This is a genomic window from Streptomyces sp. NPDC029151, assembly GCF_055564315.1.
Window position 1 is genome coordinate 476074 of sequence record NZ_JBVHWQ010000003.1, and the last position, 16646, is coordinate 492719.

14 protein-coding genes and 1 pseudogene are annotated in these 16646 nt (G+C 75.9%); 8 read left to right on the forward strand and 7 right to left on the reverse strand.

Features of this window, described 5'->3' with window-relative positions:
• Positions 1 to 34 precede the first annotated feature (34 nt).
• The gene (locus tag ACZ4VF_RS15140) at positions 35 to 574 is read right to left on the reverse strand and encodes a GNAT family N-acetyltransferase (protein WP_467926220.1); all 540 of its coding nucleotides are present in this window, start codon (positions 572 to 574) and stop codon (positions 35 to 37) included.
• A gap of 70 nt (positions 575 to 644) precedes the next feature.
• Between ACZ4VF_RS15140 and ACZ4VF_RS15145 the strand changes: the two genes are divergently transcribed.
• Together ACZ4VF_RS15145 and ACZ4VF_RS15150 are read left to right on the forward strand one after the other, a co-directional pair.
• On the forward strand, positions 645 to 1037 hold the full coding sequence (locus ACZ4VF_RS15145) for a VOC family protein (protein WP_467926221.1): 393 nt from the start codon (positions 645 to 647) through the stop codon (positions 1035 to 1037).
• A gap of 171 nt (positions 1038 to 1208) precedes the next feature.
• The gene (locus ACZ4VF_RS15150) at positions 1209 to 2261 is read left to right on the forward strand and encodes an aldo/keto reductase (RefSeq protein WP_467926222.1); all 1053 of its coding nucleotides are present in this window, start codon (positions 1209 to 1211) and stop codon (positions 2259 to 2261) included.
• 13 nt (positions 2262 to 2274) lie between these two features.
• On the opposite strand, the gene ACZ4VF_RS15155 is transcribed toward ACZ4VF_RS15150, so the two are convergent.
• Together ACZ4VF_RS15155 and ACZ4VF_RS15160 are read right to left on the reverse strand one after the other, a co-directional pair.
• Positions 2275 to 2856 (reverse strand): MarR family winged helix-turn-helix transcriptional regulator, encoded by a 582-nt coding sequence (locus ACZ4VF_RS15155; RefSeq protein ID WP_467926224.1) that lies wholly within the window; start codon positions 2854 to 2856, stop codon positions 2275 to 2277.
• Entirely contained in the window at positions 2853 to 4544 is a 1692-nt protein-coding gene (locus ACZ4VF_RS15160; protein WP_467926226.1) for an FUSC family protein, read from the reverse strand. The genes ACZ4VF_RS15155 and ACZ4VF_RS15160 overlap by 4 nt, the downstream gene beginning before the upstream one ends.
• A gap of 197 nt (positions 4545 to 4741) precedes the next feature.
• Between ACZ4VF_RS15160 and ACZ4VF_RS15165 the strand changes: the two genes are divergently transcribed.
• From ACZ4VF_RS15165 to ACZ4VF_RS15180, 4 genes are all read left to right on the forward strand, one after another.
• On the forward strand, positions 4742 to 5293 hold the full coding sequence (locus ACZ4VF_RS15165; RefSeq protein WP_467926227.1) for a DUF5134 domain-containing protein: 552 nt from the start codon (positions 4742 to 4744) through the stop codon (positions 5291 to 5293).
• Positions 5294 to 5383: 90 nt separating this feature from the next.
• The gene (locus tag ACZ4VF_RS15170; protein WP_467926229.1) at positions 5384 to 6319 is read left to right on the forward strand and encodes a M56 family metallopeptidase; all 936 of its coding nucleotides are present in this window, start codon (positions 5384 to 5386) and stop codon (positions 6317 to 6319) included.
• 55 nt (positions 6320 to 6374) lie between these two features.
• Positions 6375 to 7094, forward strand: coding sequence for a phosphatase PAP2 family protein (locus ACZ4VF_RS15175; RefSeq protein ID WP_467926230.1), 720 nt, complete (start codon positions 6375 to 6377; stop codon positions 7092 to 7094).
• 401 nt (positions 7095 to 7495) lie between these two features.
• On the forward strand, positions 7496 to 8164 hold the full coding sequence (locus tag ACZ4VF_RS15180) for a TetR/AcrR family transcriptional regulator (protein ID WP_467926231.1): 669 nt from the start codon (positions 7496 to 7498) through the stop codon (positions 8162 to 8164).
• A gap of 4 nt (positions 8165 to 8168) precedes the next feature.
• Here ACZ4VF_RS15180 and ACZ4VF_RS15185 read toward each other — a convergent pair whose 3' ends face one another.
• A complete protein-coding gene (locus tag ACZ4VF_RS15185) occupies positions 8169 to 8609 on the reverse strand; it encodes a DUF6214 family protein (protein WP_467926580.1) in 441 nt (146 codons plus the stop codon).
• Between the two features lie 21 nt (positions 8610 to 8630).
• Positions 8631 to 8912, reverse strand: a pseudogene (locus tag ACZ4VF_RS15190) (DUF6214 family protein); the annotation flags it as partial.
• A 208-nt stretch (positions 8913 to 9120) separates the two neighbouring features.
• Here ACZ4VF_RS15190 and ACZ4VF_RS15195 point away from each other — a divergent pair.
• Positions 9121 to 10458, forward strand: a complete 1338-nt coding sequence (locus tag ACZ4VF_RS15195; RefSeq protein WP_467926232.1) for an FAD-dependent oxidoreductase — start codon at positions 9121 to 9123, stop codon at positions 10456 to 10458.
• A gap of 71 nt (positions 10459 to 10529) precedes the next feature.
• Here the strand turns inward: ACZ4VF_RS15195 and ACZ4VF_RS15200 are convergent, their stop codons facing one another.
• Positions 10530 to 10886, reverse strand: a complete 357-nt coding sequence (locus tag ACZ4VF_RS15200) for an ArsR/SmtB family transcription factor (RefSeq protein WP_467926234.1) — start codon at positions 10884 to 10886, stop codon at positions 10530 to 10532.
• A 131-nt stretch (positions 10887 to 11017) separates the two neighbouring features.
• On the opposite strand from ACZ4VF_RS15200, the gene ACZ4VF_RS15205 reads away from it, so the two are divergent.
• On the forward strand, positions 11018 to 12097 hold the full coding sequence (locus tag ACZ4VF_RS15205; RefSeq protein WP_467926235.1) for an NADH:flavin oxidoreductase/NADH oxidase: 1080 nt from the start codon (positions 11018 to 11020) through the stop codon (positions 12095 to 12097).
• Positions 12098 to 12371: 274 nt separating this feature from the next.
• Here the strand turns inward: ACZ4VF_RS15205 and ACZ4VF_RS15210 are convergent, their stop codons facing one another.
• Positions 12372 to 16622 (reverse strand): HAD-IC family P-type ATPase, encoded by a 4251-nt coding sequence (locus ACZ4VF_RS15210; protein ID WP_467926236.1) that lies wholly within the window; start codon positions 16620 to 16622, stop codon positions 12372 to 12374.
• Positions 16623 to 16646 lie beyond the last annotated feature (24 nt).

A 16646-nucleotide genomic window follows, 5' to 3' on the forward strand; every position in this document is an offset into this window, starting at 1 on the left:
GGCGCCCGTCCGCGCCCCGGCGCCCGCGGGGGCGTCACACCAGCGGCTTGGCCAGCACCTCGAACCGCAGGTCGGGGCGGAGCGGGATGCCGAAGCGCTCGTCGCCGTACGGGAAGGGCTGCGTCTTTCCCGTACGGCGGTAGCCGCGGCGCTCGTACCAGGCGATCAGGTCCTCCCGCGCGGAGATCACCGTCATCCGCATCTCGGTGGCCCCCCAGGTCTCCCGGGCCAGGCGCTCCGCCTCCGCCATGACGATCTTGCCGAGGCCGCTGCCCTGGACCGTGGGGCTGACCGCGAACATGCCGAAGTAGGCGTGGTCGCCGCGGTGTTCCAGCTGGCAGCAGGCGACGATACCGCCGTCCCGCTCGACCGTGAGCATCCGGCTCTCGGAGCCCTTGATCACCTTCAGCACGCCCTGCGGGTCGGTCCGCTGCCCCTCCAGGATGTCCGCCTCGGTGGTCCACCCGGCCCGGCTGCTGTCTCCCCGGTACGCCGACTCGACCAGGGCGACGAGGGCGTCGACGTCCGCGACGGTGGCGTCGCGGAAGGTCAGTCCGGTGGCGGGGGTGTCCATGGCGCGATCTCCGATCTCGGGCGTGGCTGAGCCACGGACGAGGGTAGCCCTGCCACTAGGCTCCACCCGCATGGTGCATGTACTCAGCAGCCGGATCCTGCTCCGGCCCACCGACCCGGAACGCTCCCGCGCCTTCTACGGCGAACAGCTCGGGCTCTCCGTGTACCGGGAGTTCGGTACCGGCCCCGAGCGCGGCACGGTCTACTTCCTCGGCGGCGGTTTCCTGGAGCTGTCCGGCCGCTCCGAGGGCCCTCCCTCCCCGGCGGCACGGTTGTGGCTCCAGGTGGCGGACGTCTCGGCCGCGCACGAGGAGCTGCGGGCACGGGGCGTGGAGATCGTACGACCGCCGGTGCGGGAGCCCTGGGGCCTGGTCGAGATGTGGCTCGCCGACCCGGACGGCACCCCGGTGGTCCTGGTGGAGGTCCCGGCGGACCATCCGCTGCGGTACCGGCCGGGGATCTAGGGGGCCGACCGCGGGCCCCGCGGTGCGCCGCGGTGGCGGCGCAGAGGGTGCGCCCGTACCGGCCGGCCGGAGTGCCGGGCGGCCGGTGGACGGAACGCTGCGCGGCGGCTTGCCTTGGAGGGCGCTCCAGCTCCTAGCGTCGTACGCACCATCTGCTCGAAGGGGAAACACGTGCGGTACACGCTGTTCGGACGGACCGGTCTGCGCGTCAGCGAGCTGGCGCTCGGCGCGATGACCATCGGCGAGGAATCGGGCTGGGGTGCCGGCGGGGACGCCGCCGCCCGGATCCTCGACACCTATGCCGACGCGGGCGGCAACTTCGTCGACACCGCGAACAACTACGGCGCGGGCAACTCCGAGCGGATCCTCGGCGAGCTGCTCGCCGGGCGCCGCGACCGGTTCGTGCTGGCGAGCAAGTACACCTGCGGCACCCGCGACGGCGACCCCAACTCCGCGGGCAACCACCGCCGGAACCTGGTGCGGTCGGTCGAGGAGAGCCTGCGGCGGCTCGGTACGGACCGGCTCGACGTGCTGTGGGTGCACGCCCGCGACAACTTCACCCCGGTGGACGAGGTGATGCGTGCCCTGGACGACGTCGTGCGCTCCGGCAAGGTGCTCTACGTGGGCGTGTCGGACTGGCCGGCCTGGGAGATCGCGCAGGCCAACACCCTGGCCGAGCTTCGCGGTTGGACGTGTTTCGCGGGTTCGCAGCTGCGCTACAGCCTGCTGGAGCGCACCCCGGAGCGCGAACTGCTGCCCCAGGCCCGGGCCTTCGACCTCGCCGTGTTCGCCTGGGCGCCGCTGGCCGCGGGCCGGCTCACCGGGAAGTACCGCCGCGGGGAGCGGGGCCGTCTCGACACGGCCGGGCTGCGGCCCCAGGCCGGGGAGGAGGACGTCGTCAGCGCCGTCCTCGACGTCGCCGACGCGGGCGGCTGGAGCCCGGCGCAGGTGGCCCTGGCCTGGCTGCTGGGCCGGCCCGGGAACGTCGTACCGATCGTCTCGGCGACGAAGCCGGAGCAGCTCGCGGACAACCTGGCCGCCACCGGGGTACGGCTCGACGCCGACGCGGTGGCGCGGCTGGACGAGGTGAGCGCGGTCCCGCTCGGGTTCCCGCACGACTTCCTGCGGGAGACGCCCATCGTCCGCAACGTGTACGGCGACCGGTGGGCCGACATCGAGGACCGTCGCTCGACGTACCGCCGGACGGTGCACGACGTGCTGTAGCGCACCGGTGCCCCTACGCCCGCAGCGCGCCGATCCGGCCCTCCAGGCGGGTGAGCAACTCGGCCAGCAGGCCCGCCAGTTCACCCTGGCCCTCCCGGTCGAGGACGGACAGCACGGCCGTCTCGTAGGCGAGTTGCTCGGGGAGGATCCCGTCGACCAGGTCGCGGCCCGCGTCGGTGAGGCGGAGGTGGGCGACGCGGCGGTCGCGGGTGTCACCGCGCCGTTCGACCAGGCCGCGCTCGGTCAGCTGCTTGACCCGCTTGGTGACGGCGGCACCGGAGGAGAAGGTCTCCCGGGCCAGCTCGCCCGGGGTCAGCTCGTGGCCGGTGCGGCGCAACGCGCCGAGCAGGTCGAACTCGGCACGGCTCAGGCCGGCCCGGCGCAACGGGGCGTCCTCGGCCTGCTGGAGCAGGGCCGCGCAGCGGTTGATGCGGCCGATGACCTCCATGGGCCCGGTGTCCAGCTCCGGGTGGACGGCCCGCCACTGGCGGACGACGGCGGAGACGGTGTCGCCGCGCGCGGGGTCGGTGCCGCCCCCCGGCCGGGCACCGGCCGTGTCGCTCGCGGGCGTCGGTCCGCCGTTCGTCGCCGTCATGGCCGTATGTCCTCCGTCGTCCTGCCCGGGCCCCGGTCGCCGTCGCGCGCGGGGTCCCGGTCCGTGTCCCGGTCCCGCGGTACGAGTCCCTGGCGTCGTACCGTCGCCGCGAGCGTACGGTGTCCGGACTGCTCGGTGAGCACGACCCGCTCCTCGGGCAGGGCGCGCTGCCACCACTCGCCGGAGGCGGCGTCGGCCGTGGCGCGCAGGTCGACGAGGGCGGCGGCGAGGCCGCGGCGGGCCGATTCCAGGGCCCGGGGGGCGGGGTGCGGCTCGGCGAGCAGGCGGGCCGCGTCCTCCCGGGCGCGCTCGGCCGCGGTCAGCGCGTGTTCCAGGCGGTCGCCGGCGCGCCGGTTGGTGACGGCGACGGCGGCGACGAAGCCGACCAGGGCGCCGAGGAGGGTGTCCACGATCCGGTCGGTGATCAGCTCGGCCGGGTCCTGGGCGCGGGCGAACTCGGTGATGAGCAGGGCCATCGGGGTCACACAGACGCTGCCCAGCCAGTAGTTGCGGCCGATGAGCGCCTCGGCGCCGAAGTTGAGGGCGAGCGAGCACAGCACCAGGGCCGCGGGGTGCAGGTGGGCGAGTGGCGCGAGGGCGGCGAAGAGGAGGACGCCGACGAGGTTGCCGACGACCCGCTGCACACCCCGGCTCCAGGTGAGGGTGACGTTGGCCTGGTAGAGGGAGGCGGCGGTGACCAGCGCCCAGTAGGGGCGGCCGACACCGAGCGCGAGGGCCGCGTATCCGGCGAGGGCGCAGCCGAGCGCGGTGCGTACGGCGAGCGGGGCGAGGGGGGCGAGGCGGTGCCGGACCGGGAGCGCCTGGGCGGTGGCCACGCCGAGGAGTTCGTCGGTGTCCCCGCGCGGCGACTCGACGTGCGGGATCCGGCCCGTCCCGCGCAGGTCGCGGGCCCAGGCGCGCAGCCGTACGGGGTCGGCGTCGGCGGGTGCGGCGAGCGCGACCTCGGCACGGACCAAGAGCCGTTCGAGGGCGCGCCGGGTGCGGTCGGGGCGGGCGCCGGCGGCGAGCAGCGACTGCCAGGCGGCGTGGATCGCGGCGGCGCTCACGGCCCGGGCCCGGGCGTGGCCGTCGGCGGTGCCGCGCGTGTCGGCGTACGCGGCGGCGGCGTTCAGGGCCTGGGCGGTGGCACGGCGCTCGGGGCCGTGCGGGCGGAGCAGCCCGGGCGCCATGCCGACCAGCCAGGCCCAGGCGCCGGCGGCGAGGGCCAGCCCGAGGTGCCCCGGGAGCCGGTCGAGGGTCTGCGGTGCGAACAGCGAGGCGGAGCTGATGAAGGTGAGGACCACGTTGCCGGGCGGTCCGATCCGGGTGGCGTCGCAGACGGTCTTCTGGACCGCCGCGAGGACGGCGCCGACGGTGACGAGGACGACGGCGTTCGCGGTGAGCGCGGCGGCGAGCAGGGCGGCGGCGAGCCCGCCGACCATGCCGAGGACCACCCAGGCCAGGGCGCGGGCACGGGCGGCGTAGGGCCGGTTGTGGCCGTAGAGGGCGCACAGCGATCCCGCCATGGTGTACATCGCGAGGTCGAGGCGGCCGAGCGCGAGGAGGACGAGGTTGGGCGGGGCGACCGCGGCGACCACGCTCAGCGCGGGCTTGAACCAGATGTCGGTGGGGCGTCCCAGGCGGAGCACTCCGGCGAGGGGAAGACGGTGGGGGGTCGCACTGCTCATACCATCAATTTAGCACGTGTTTTACTCGTAAAACAGTTCCGGTGGCGGGTACGCGGCAGGAGGCAGCCGGTGGGTGCGAGGGGTTGTCACCCGCCGTGCTCCCCCGCATGCTCCCCGTGTACACCCTTGCGCTCGCGTGCGCTCCATCGGCCGTGGGCATCGCATCCCTCGACCGACCGTCGAGCGTGGAGGTGCGCGTGCACGGACCGGTGTCGACAGCCTGGCTCCTGGTGGCGCTGTGTGCGCTGACCGGCGCCTACTGCCTGCTGCGCATGCGCAGCGCCGTCGAGGAGCAGCGCCGGGCCGCGGGCGGGGAGGCGCTGATGGGGTTCGGCATGGCCGCGATGGCCGTTCCGGCGGCGGTCTTCACACCGCCGCGGTGGGCGTGGCCGGTGTACGCGGCCGTGTTCGGTGCGGCGGCCCTGCGCGCGCTGTGGTCCGTGCGCGGCGACCCGCACCATCTGCACCACCTGGTGGGCAGCGCCGCGATGGTCTACATGGCGGCGGCGATGTCCGCGTCCCCGCCCGCCGCCCACCACGCGCACGGCGGCGCCGGCGTACCGCTGCTGACCGGTGCGCTGCTCATGTACTTCACGGCGTACGTCCTGCTCTCCGGTGTCCGTCTGGTGCCCGCCGGCACCCCCGTGGCCGGGACCGGCCCGGTCCGCTGGGCCGACCGTCCGGAGCTGGCCCGGGCCTGCCGGCTGTCGATGGGGATCGGCATGGTGGCGATGCTCCTGACGATGTGACCCCCGGCGCCGGACGTCACGCGTTGCCTGCGTCACTTCGGCTCCGCGGACCGTACCGCCGAGCGGCCCCGCGCTCATAGGCTGCCGACCATGATGGTCTCCGTGACCCTGCTGCTGCTCGGCGCCCTGACCGCCGTCGTCGCCCCGCGGCTGCTCGCCCGGGCCGACTGGCCGGACCGCGAGCCGGTCGTCGCCCTCTGGGTGTGGCAGTGCGTGGTGGCGGCCGTCCTGGTGTGCTGCGCCCTGTCGATGACACTGAGCGCGGCGGCGGCCTGGCAGGCGGTGCGCGGTCCGGTGTTCGCCAGTGCGCCGAGCGCGGTCGTGGACGCGTACGCCCTCGGGGCTGCCGGTTCCTGGGCGGCACCCACCGCCGTCCTGCTCGCGTGCGGCGGCCTGTGGAGCCTGGCGATGCTGGTCCGCGAGGTCGCGGGGGCCCGGGCGCGGCGGCGCGGTCGGCGCGCCGAACTGCTGGTGCGGGCACCGCTGCTGCCGGGCGAGGAGCCGGCGGGCGGACGGCTGGTGGTGCTGGAGGAGGACCGGCCCGACGCCTGGTGGCTGCCCGGCGCCGCGCCCCGGCTGGTCGTCACCACAGCCGCGCTGCGCCGCCTGAAGGGCTGTCAGCTGGACGCGCTCCTCGCGCACGAGCAGGGGCACGCGCAGGCCCGGCACGACTGGCTGCTGCACTGCTCGGCCGCGCTGGCGGGGGGCTTCCCGCAGGTCCCGGTGTTCGCCGCGTTCCGTGACGAGATGCACCGGCTGGTGGAGCTGGCCGCCGACGACACGGCGTCCCGGCGCTTCGGCCGGCTGACCACGGCCCTGGCCCTGGTCGAACTCAACGAGGAGCGGGGCGTGTTCGGGCCCGGCCCGGCTCCGCAGGCGCACGTGCCACAGCGCGTGCGGCGGCTCCTGACCGCGCCGGACCGGCTTCCGGCGCTGCGCCGGCTGCGCCTGACGGCGACCGCCGCGCTGGTGCCCGTGGTTCCGGTCCTGGTGGCGCTGGTGCCCGGGCTGCGGGCACTGGGCTGACCGCGCCCGCCCGTGGCTGCTTGGCCCGGCCCGTCCCTTCCACAAAGATCGCCGCATGCACCAGGACCCCGCCGCTCCCCCGTCACCCCGCTCCCCCGGGCCGTCGACGGCATCCCGCACCGCCGCCCGGGCGGCGGCCGCCCTCGGCACCGGCTTCCTGGTGCTGCTGATCCTCGTGGCCCTGCGCTGGCACCCCCTGATCGCCGTGGACGGTGACATCTCCGACACCGCCCACCGCTGGGCGGTCCGCGACCGGGAGGTGACGCGGGTCTTCCGGGTGCTGACCGACTGGGTGTGGGACCCGCTGACCATGCGTCTGCTGTGCGCGGCGGCCGCGGTGTGGCTGGTGTGGCGGCGGGCGGCCTGGTGGGCGGCGCTGTGGCTGGCGGTCACCTGCGCGGTGGCCTCGGGGGTGCAGCAGGGGGTGAAGGCCGTGGTGGGCCGTCCCCGACCGGCCTGGCGGGACCCCGTCGACTCCGCCCACTACACGGCCTTCCCGTCCGGTCACGCGATGACCGCCACCGTCGTCTGCGGCCTGCTGCTGTGGCTGCTGCACCGCTCCGGCCCGGGCCGCGCCCTGTGGCGCACGGCGGTGGCGGCGGCGCTCGTCTCGGTGGCGGGCGTCGGTGTGACCCGGGTGTGGCTGGGCGTCCACTGGCCCTCGGACGTGCTGGGCGGCTGGCTGTCCGGGGCGCTGGTGGTGGCCGTGGCGGTGCTGGTGTACGAGCGGCCGCGCGACGGCCGGCGCCGGCTGCCGCCGCGCCGACGCGGGTAGGGTCCGGCGCACGGGGGCCCGGCTGCGGGCCGCCTGCACGGGCCCGTCCCGGATCCGGACCTGTACGACGCCCTGCACGACCGGCGCCTGCCCCGCCGCCCGGACGCCCTGCTGCCGGTACCGGACCTGGTGGACCGAGGGACGCGCGACGACCGCACACCCAACTCCGTGGCGGGACCGGGAGGTTGCCGCTGGTTCGGCGAGTCCCGGCGGTGTAGCAGAATCGGGGGGCGGCTGCGGCGGAACCAGCGGACCGGTCCCTGCGCTTCGGCGCCGTCCGTCTGGGACGCTCCCCCGCGTCGCCCCAGGCGGACGGCAGTTCCGGGCGGCCCCGAGCATGGGGGTGCCCCCGATGCGTTGAGTATAGTTGGCTGGCAGCCAGTCAACGCAGGAGTTACAGGATGTCCCCGCGAAGCGCCTCGGTCAATGAAGAATTGCGGCGGCGTTCCCGGGAACGGCTGCTGCAGGCCGCCGTCGAACTGGTCGGTGAGCACGGGTTCGAGGCCACGACGCTCGGCGACATCGCGGACCGGGCCGGCTCGGCGCGCGGACTGGTGTCGTACTACTTCCCCGGCAAGCGCCAGTTGGTGCAGTCCGCCGTGCACCGGCTCATGCACCGCACGCTGGAGGAGGCGCTGGAGCGGGAGCCGCGCACGGAGGACGGGCGGGAGCGGCTGGCCCGGGCCATCGACGCGATCCTGGGCCTGGCCCGGGACCGGCCCGTGCTGATGCGCCAGCACATGGCGGGTCTGCTCCAGGCCGAGGGCTTCGTGCAGTGCCCCGAACAGCGCCGGCTCGCGGAGCTGCTGAGCGACACCGTCGCCCGGTACGGCGCGCAGAACGTCTCGGCCGACTACCCGTTGCTGCGGGCCCTGTTGATGGGCGCGGTGTACGCGGCGCTGGTGCCGGGTGTGCCGATGCCCGTGCCGGCGCTGCGGGCCGAACTGTTCCAGCGCTACGGGCTGGACTGGGAGATGGGGGTGCCCCCGGAGAGCGAGCCGCAGCCCGGGGCGGGGGGCGGGGACCTGTCCCGGTTCTTCGCCACGGAGCGGCGGCCGGAAGGTTCCTGAGGGGTCAGCGGCGGGCGTGACGGGGGGTCAGCAGGCCCGCGTCCCGGGCCTGGGCGATCAGCCGGAGGGCGCGCCGGCGGCCGCGCCCCGTCGCGTTCATCACGGCGAGCACCGGGTCGGCGCCCGCGTCCTGCGCGGTCCGGTAGTGCCACGCGACGAGGCGACGGCCCTCGATGCCGCGCGGCCAGGCCTGCCGGGCACGGCGCGCGCCCGGGCGCCGGCCGGCCTCCGGTGCGGGTCCGCCGGACGGCGCCGGACACCGGGCGTCCATGTCGACGGGGTCGCGTTCACCGCCCCGACCCGGTTCCGCGCCACCCGTGCCGTCCACGTCCGCCGCGCCGTCGGTCTCCGCCACGCCGTCCCCGTCCGCCGCGCCGTCCGTCTCCGCCACGCCGTCCGCGTCCGCCACACCGGCCGCCTTGGCCAGGCCGTTAGTCGTGGCGATGCGGCTCGTCCCGGCCGTGCCGTCCGCGTCCACCTCGCCGTCCGCCTCCGCGGTGCCGTCCGCCTCCGCCGCGCCGTCCGCGTGCGCGCCGCACGTCTCGGACAGCGGTCCGCCGAGCCAGTGGGCGAGCAGCGCCAGATCGGCCAGGGACAGGGGCGGTTGGGCCTTGACGTCCTCGACGGAGACGCGCCCCGCGTGCACCACGGCGAGGGCGTCGACCCCGGCACCGTCGGGGAAGGCCAGCCGGACGTGGAACCAGGAGGTCGCGCCGCCGTGTTCCCGCACCTCCCACGCGGGCCGCACGGAGACCGCGCAGTCCCCCGCGTTCCGATCAGAAAGATTAAGAAAGGATGCTTCCAGCACGCACGCAACGTAACCAAATGATCACAACCCGAACCGGTGGACCCCGGCGGACACGCATCGGGTCACCCCACCGGCCCCTGCCGCCGGGCGCCCCGCAGTGCCATCCTGGAGCCGTCCGCACACCCTCCTTGGGGCGAGGAGTACCGCCGTGCTGCGTGTCGCCGTCGTCGGTTCCGGGCCGAGTGGGTGCTACACCGCCCAGAGCCTGGTCCAGAGTGATCCCGGGGTCCTGGTGGACGTCCTGGACCGGCTGCCGTGCCCGTACGGCCTGGTCCGCTACGGCGTCGCGCCGGACCACGAGAAGATCAAGTCCCTGCAGGGCAGCCTGCGTACGGTGCTGGAGCACGAGCGGGTGCGGTTCCTCGGCGGGGTCCGGGTGGGCGGCCCGGGCGGCCTGCCGGCCGAGCGCCTGCGCGGGCTCTACCACGCGGTGGTCTACTGCGTGGGCGCCGCCACCGACCGCCGGCTCGGCATCCCCGGCGAGGAGCTGCCGGGCAGCTGGTCCGCGACCGAGTTCGTGTCCTGGTACAGCGCCCATCCCGACGCGGCCGACGCGGGCTTCCTGCGCGGGGTGCGGTCGGCGGTCGTCGTCGGGGTCGGCAACGTCGCCGTGGACGTCACCCGGATGCTGGTCCGGGGTGCCGCGGAGCTGCGGCCCACGGACATCCCGCAGGCCGCGCTGGACACGCTGGCGGCGAGCGGGCTGACCGAGGTGCAGATGGTGGGCCGGCGCGGGCCCGCCCAGGCCCGGTTCACCACCAAGGAGCTGCGCGAGCTGGGCGCCCTGCCCGGCACCGACGTGATCGTGGACGAGGCCGAGCTGGCACTCGATCCGGCCGGGCCGGGCGCGCTGCCGGCCGGGCCGCGCCGCAATCTGGAGGTGCTGCGGGCGTGGGCGGCACGGCCCGCGACGGCTGCCGCGGCCCGGCGGGTCCGGCTGCGGTTCTTCCTGCGCCCCGTGGAGCTGCTGGAGGAGGGCGGCCGGGTGGGCGGGGTGCGCTTCGAGCGGACGACACCGGACGGTGCGGGCGGCGTGACCGGCACGGGCCGGTACGAGGACGTGCCCGCGCAGTTGGTGCTGCGCTCGGTGGGCTATCGCGGAGTGCCGCTGGAGGGGCTGCCGTTCGACCCGGCGAGCGGCACGGTCCCGCACCGCGAGGGCAGGGTCCTGCGCGACGGTGCGCCCTCCCCGGGCGAGTACGTCGCCGGCTGGATCAAGCGCGGCCCGACGGGGGTCATCGGCACCAACCGGCCCTGCGCGAAGGAGACGGTGGCCTCCCTGCTCGCGGACGCCCCCGCGCTCGTGCGCACGGACGTGCCGGAGGACCCGGTCGCGGTCCTCCGGGCGGCGGGTGTCGAGCCCGTGCCCTGGGACGGCTGGCTGGCGATCGAGCGGGCCGAGGCGGAGCTGGGGGCGAGACTGGGACGCGGCGTGGTGAAGCTGGCCGACTGGGACACGCTGCTCGGGGTGGCACGCGTGCCGTAGCGCCTCGCGGTCGGCGCGAGGCCGTGGCTCTTTCCGGCCGGCGGGCGGGCCGCCCGTGAGCCACGGCCCCTTCAGCGGCTGTCGCAGATGCGGCCGGACTGCCGGTCGGCGGCGGCGAGGAGGGCGTCGAGCAGCCCCGGGAAGAGGCCTTCCAGGTCGTCCCGGCGCAGGCCGTTCATCTTGGCCGTGCCCCGGTAGACCTGCCGGATGACCCCGCTCTCCCGCAGCACCCGGAAGTGGTGCGTGGTGGTGGACTTGGTCACCGGCAGGTCGAACTGCGAACAGGTCAACTCGGCCTCTCCCGCGGCGAGTTCACGCACGATCTGCAGCCGCATCGGGTCGGAGAGCGCGTGCAGCACGGACTCCAGCCGGATCTCCCCCCGCTCCGGGTGCGGCAGCGCGCGGCCGGTGGTGGCGGTGTCGGTCACGGCGGGCGCCCCCTCGTCACGGGATCTGTCGGTTCCCCATTGTACGAGAGCCTTCGTAATTTGACATTCCTCGTAGTACGAGGAGTATCGTACGAGCCTGTCCGTGGTCCGTGACGAATGGAGAGTCCGTCGTGAGTGCCCTCTTCGAGCCCCTCACCCTCCGCGAAGTGACCATCCCGAACCGGGTGTGGATGGCCCCGATGTGCCAGTACTCGGCCGAACCGGAGGGCCCGCTCGCCGGCGCCCCCCACGACTGGCACTTCGCGCACTACGCGGCGCGGGCCGCCGGCGGCACCGGCCTGATCGTGGTGGAGGCCACCGCGGTCTCGCCCGAGGGCCGGATCTCGCCGTACGACCTGGGACTGTGGAACGACACCCAGGTGGAGGCGTTCCGCCGGATCACCCGCTTCCTCGCCGCGCACGGCACCGTGCCGGCGGTCCAGCTCGCCCACAGCGGCCGCAAGGCGTCCACCGAGCGGCCGTGGAAGGGTGGGGCTCCCATCGGACCGGAGGAGCACGGCTGGCAGCCGCTCGCCCCGAGCGCGGTGCCGTTCGACGAGCGCCACCCGGTGCCGACCGAGCTGACGGTCGATCAGATAAGCGAGATCGTCGGGCAGTTCGCCGCCGCCGCGCGCCGGGCTCTCGCCGCGGGCTTCGAGGCCGTCGAGATCCACGGCGCCCACGGCTACCTGGTCAACGAGTTCCTCTCCCCGCACTCCAACCACCGCACCGACGCCTACGGCGGCTCGTGCGAGAACCGCACCCGGTTCGCCCTGGAGGTGGTGGACGCCGTACGGGAGGTGTGGCCCGCGGACAAGCCGGTGTTCTTCCGCATCTCCGCGACCGACTGGCTCCAGGACGGCGGCTGGACCACGGAGGACACCGTCCGCTTCGCCGGCGACCTGCACGCCCACGGCGTCGACCTGCTCGACGTCTCCACCGGCGGCAACGCCTCCGGCGTCACCATTCCGGCCGAGCCGGGCTACCAGGTTCCCTTCGCCAGCCGGGTGAAGACCGCGACCCCGATGCCCGTCGGCGCCGTGGGCCTGATCACCGAGACCGGACAGGCCGAGAAGATCCTCGCGAACGGCGAGGCCGACGTGGTCCTCCTCGGCCGCGAGCTGTTGCGCAATCCGTCCTGGGCCCGGCACGCCGCCCGCGAGCTGGGCGCGCGGATCCGGGTGCCGGACCAGTACCACCGCTCGGTCTGAGCCCGCCCGTCGCCGGTCCGCTCCGGGCGGGTGCCGGCGGCGGACGGCCCCGCCCCCGGCCGACGCGACCGCCCGGTCGACCGGATGAGCCCGGCCCGACCGGTCGGAGCGGTCAGGCCGGTGCGCCCGGTGAGTCCGGTGAGCCCTGCGAGTCCGGCAGCAGCCGTACGACCGTGCGCTCCAGCCGGGGCAGGCCGCTGACCCGCGAGCGCCAGGGCGATCGCGGGGGTCGACCGGATGAGCCCGGTGCGCCCGGCCCGACCGGTCGGAGCGGTCAGGCCGGTGCGCCCGGTGAGCCCTGCGAGTCCGGCAGCAGCCGTACGACCGTGCGCTCCAGCCGGGGCAGGCTGCGCTGGCCCGCGAGGGCCAGGGCGATCGCGGCGACCACGCCGGCCCAGGCGACCGGGCCGAGCGGGGTGCAGCCGACCGCGCGGCTGACACCCGGGGTCTGGACCACGGCCACCAGGGCCAGCGCGGAGCCCAGGCAGGTGACCTGCACCAGACGGCTGTCGCGCCGGTCCAGCAGGGTCTGCGCCAGCTGGGTGCCGACCACTCCGCACAGCGCCATGGTGCTGGAGCGGCGGGCGGTGCCCGGGGTGAAGCGGCCGATCAGCCAGGCCGTGAGCGCGCCCAGGCAGGTGGTCAGGGCCCGGTGCCGGATCTGCCGCAGCAGCGGGTCGCCCAGCACCCCGGCCGCCTCCTCCACGTGCTCCAGGTCCGCCTCGTCCTCCTTCTCCGTCACCGCCACCGCCATCGACGGGAACAGGTCGGTGAAGAGGTTCACCATGAGCATCTGCCGGGTGGACAGCGGGGCCCGCCCGGACAGCAGGGTGCCGAGCAGGCCGAACCCGACCTCGCCGGCGTTGCCGCCGATCAGAATGGCGATCGCGTCGGCCACGCTGTGCCACAGGGCGCGGCCCTCGCCGACCGCGTCGATCAGGACCGTCAGGTCGTCGTCGGTCAGCACGATGTCCGCGGCGTTGCGCGCGGCTGCCGAGCCCCGCGCGTTGATCCCGACGCCGATGTCGGCGGCACGGATGGCCGCGGCGTCGTTGGCGCCGTCGCCGACCATGCCGACCACCCGGCCCGCGTCCCGCAGGGCCTCCACGACCTGCAGCTTCTGCTCGGGTGCCACCCGGGCCACCACTCCCGCGTCGCGCAGCATCCGGGCCCGGGCGGCGCGGTCGGCCGCGGCCAGCTCGTCGCCGGTGACCACCACGGTGTCCTCGGGCCAGCCCAGGTCGGCGGCGATGGCGCGCGCGGTCTGCGGATGGTCGCCGGTGAGCATGACGGGGCGTACGCCGGCCCCGTTCAGCCCGTTCACCAGGGCCGTGGAGGTCTCGCGCGGTACGTCGGACAGCGCCAGCAGACCGGTGAAGTCCAGGTCGCGCAGGGGTTGTTCGAGGACGTCCGCCTCCTGCTCGCCCGGGGCGAGCCGGCGTTCGGCGACCGCCAGTACCCGCAGCCCGGCGCCGGCCAGCGCGTGCGCGGACTCGGGGGCGTGCTCCGGCAGACCGGAGCAGGCCGGAAGGACGGTTTCCGGAGCGCCCTTGACGACCAGCACGGGCGGGCCGTCCCCGACCCGGCCGACGGCCGCGGCGTATCCGCGCGCGGCCTCGAACGGCAGGTCGGCGAGCTGTGTCCAGTCCGGATCGGGGGGCGCGGCGTCCAGGACGGCCTCGTCGGTGGCGTGCACCGGCCGGTCGGAGCCGCCGTTCAGCCGCGGGCAGGCCCGCGCGGCGGCCCGGACGGTCTCCGCCGAGCCGGCGTCGTCCACCGGACGGACCGTGCCCCCGGCGTCGGAGGTGCGCACCAGCCGCAGCCGGTTCTCGGTGAGCGTGCCGGTCTTGTCGAAACAGATGGTGTCCATGCGGCCCAGCGCCTCCAGTGTGCGCGGGGTGCGGACCAGGACACCGCCCCGGCTCAGCCGCCGGGCGGCCGCCAGCTGCGCCACCGTCGCCACCAGCGGCAGCCCTTCGGGCACGGCCGCCACCGCCACGGCCACCCCGCCGCTGACCGCCTCGCGGATCGGGGTGCCGCGCAACAGCGCGAGACCGGTGACGGCGGCACCGCCCGCGAGGGTCAGCGGCAGTGCCTTGCGGGTGAGTTCCTGGAGCCTGGCCTGCACACCACCGGCGGGGGGCGTGCGGGCGGCGAGGTGCACGGCGCGGGCGGCCTCGGTGCTCTCCCCGGTGTCGACCACGACGGCCCGCGCCTCCCCCGCCACGACGGTCGTCCCCTCGAAGACCATGCAGCGCCGGTCGGCGACGACGGCGTGGGGGGTGGGGTCCGTCTGCTTCTCCACCGGCAGCGACTCGCCGGTCAGGGCGGACTCGTCCACCTCCAGGCCCTCCTGCCACAGCAGCCGGGCGTCGGCGGGCACCACGTCGTCCGCCTTGAGCTGGATGACGTCGCCCGGCCGGAGCCGGCCCGCCTCCACGGTGCGGGTGCCGCCCGCCGGGGCCTCGGCCTCCGGCGGTACCACGCGCGCCTTCTGCTTCTGCTCGGCGACCAGTCCGGACAGCGCCCGCTCGGCCCGCAGCCGCTGTACGCCGCCGACGAGGGCGTTCAGGTCGAGGGCGCCGACGACGAGGAGCGCGTCCACGACGGAGCCGAGGATCGCCGACGCGGCGGACCCCACGGCCAGGACCGGGGTCAGCGGGTCCTGGAGTTCCCCGCGGACGGCCCGGCCCAGCCGGTAGGACCAGCGGACCGGCGCGGCGGCCGGATGCCCCGTGACGCCCTCGGCCGTCTTGCGCAGCCGAGCGGTCAGCGTGTCGAACGCGCCGGGTTCGGCGGCCGGTTCCCGTGCCAGCCGGTCCCGGGCCTGCTCCGGGTCCAGCTCGTGCCAGTGCACCCGGGGGCGCGGGTGCGGGGCGCGGGCGGTCGCCACCCCGAGCGCCGCCCGCGCCCCGGACAGCAGCGCCGCCGCGGCGCCGGCGTCGACGGGCGCGTGCCGCAGCCCCGGCAGCAGGGTCCGGCGGCCGCCTCCGCCGCCGGACTCGCCGATGGCGACGAGCAGCCCGGACAGCGCGGCTCCGGAGCGGGCCAGGGTCTGCGCCCGGTGGCCGACCCTGCGGGCGGCCGGGACCGCGGTCAGCACCCGCCACACGTCGGGCAGTCCGTGCAGGGCGAGGATGTCCGCGCCCCACACCACCGCACCGTCCCGGTCGGTCAGGGCGAGGGCGACGTCGGCGGCTCGCAGCGCGGCCAGCACGTCGTGCTCGTCGGGCGAGCCGACCCGGGCGACCGCGAGCACGGCCGCCTCGTCGCCGCGCGCCTCGTACACCACGTCGTCCAGCGGCCGGCGGGCGTCGACGACCTGGTCGGCGAGGCCGGTGAAGTCCTCCAGCGCCGGATCGTCCACGAGCACGACCCGCAGTCCGGCCCGGCGGGCCGCGTCCAGCACCGGCTCGGTCCACGGGTCGGGCTCGCCGCCCTCGGTGCGCAGAGCGCTCGGGTGCAGTACCACCGTGCCGGCCATCTCCAGCTGGCGCAGCCGCTCCGGGTCGCGGACCAGGACCCCGGTGCGGGCCAGGGCGGCGCTGAGCAGGGCGTGGAAGGCGGCGGGACCGTAGCGGGCGGCCTTCGGGGAGCCGGCCAGCACGGCCTCCGCGGCCTCCGCGGCGTCGTGCTTCACCAGCAGGGTGGCCGCCGCGCCCAGCAGGCTGCCGGCGGAGGCGTGGGCCGCGTACTCCTGGGCCGGGGAGACGCGCAGCGGCGGGCGCGGCGGGTCGTCCGGGCTCGCGCCGAGGCTGATCCGGCCGGGTGCGCACAGCCGGTCGTGCACCGTGTCGAAGGCGGCCGAGCGCGCCACCGTCTCGACCACCTGGCAGGCGCGCAGGGCGCCGTCGAGCACCAGGGAGGTGGGAGTCTGGCCGGCACCGTGCACGGCCGCGTTGGCGCAGGCCAGCACCAGGTCCATGGGGGCGTCGCCGATCCGGGAGCGCAGCCAGGAACGGAATCGCGGGTTCTCCCGCAACAGGGTCACGACCGCGGTCACCATGCGGGGCGAGGGCGGCAGCCGCAGCGCGTACGCGGAGAGGGCCACGGCGATCCCCACGCCGTCGGCGGCGAGCGTGGCGGCCGCGGCCCGCACGCCCGCCGGGTCGGCCGGATGGGTGGTCTCCTCCACGTCCGCGGCAGCCAGGACGAGGCCGTGCCGCTCGGCGAGGCCGGACGCGTGCTCCATGACCCGGTCGGCGGCCTCCTCGCCGGTCGCGGTCACCACCAGGCGGGCGAGGCCCTCGTCCCAGTAGGCGACGAGCACGTCGGGGTGCTCGGCCAGGGACTGGGCCAGCCGGCGCGCCAGGTGGGCCGTGCCACCGGCCTGCCGTGCCCGTTCCTGTTCCAGGGGCCGCACCACCAGGTGGGCGCGGGCGCCGGACCGCCAGTGGCCTCCGGCGCCGGGCAGGGCGTTGCGGGCCACCCGGACCACCCGGGCGGCGGTGTCCGCGCCGCGCACGCCGGCCCGCGCCGTTCCGGCGGCGGGGGAAGGGGGGGAGGGGGAAAACAACGGCAACACACCACCACAGAAAAGAGGGGGTGG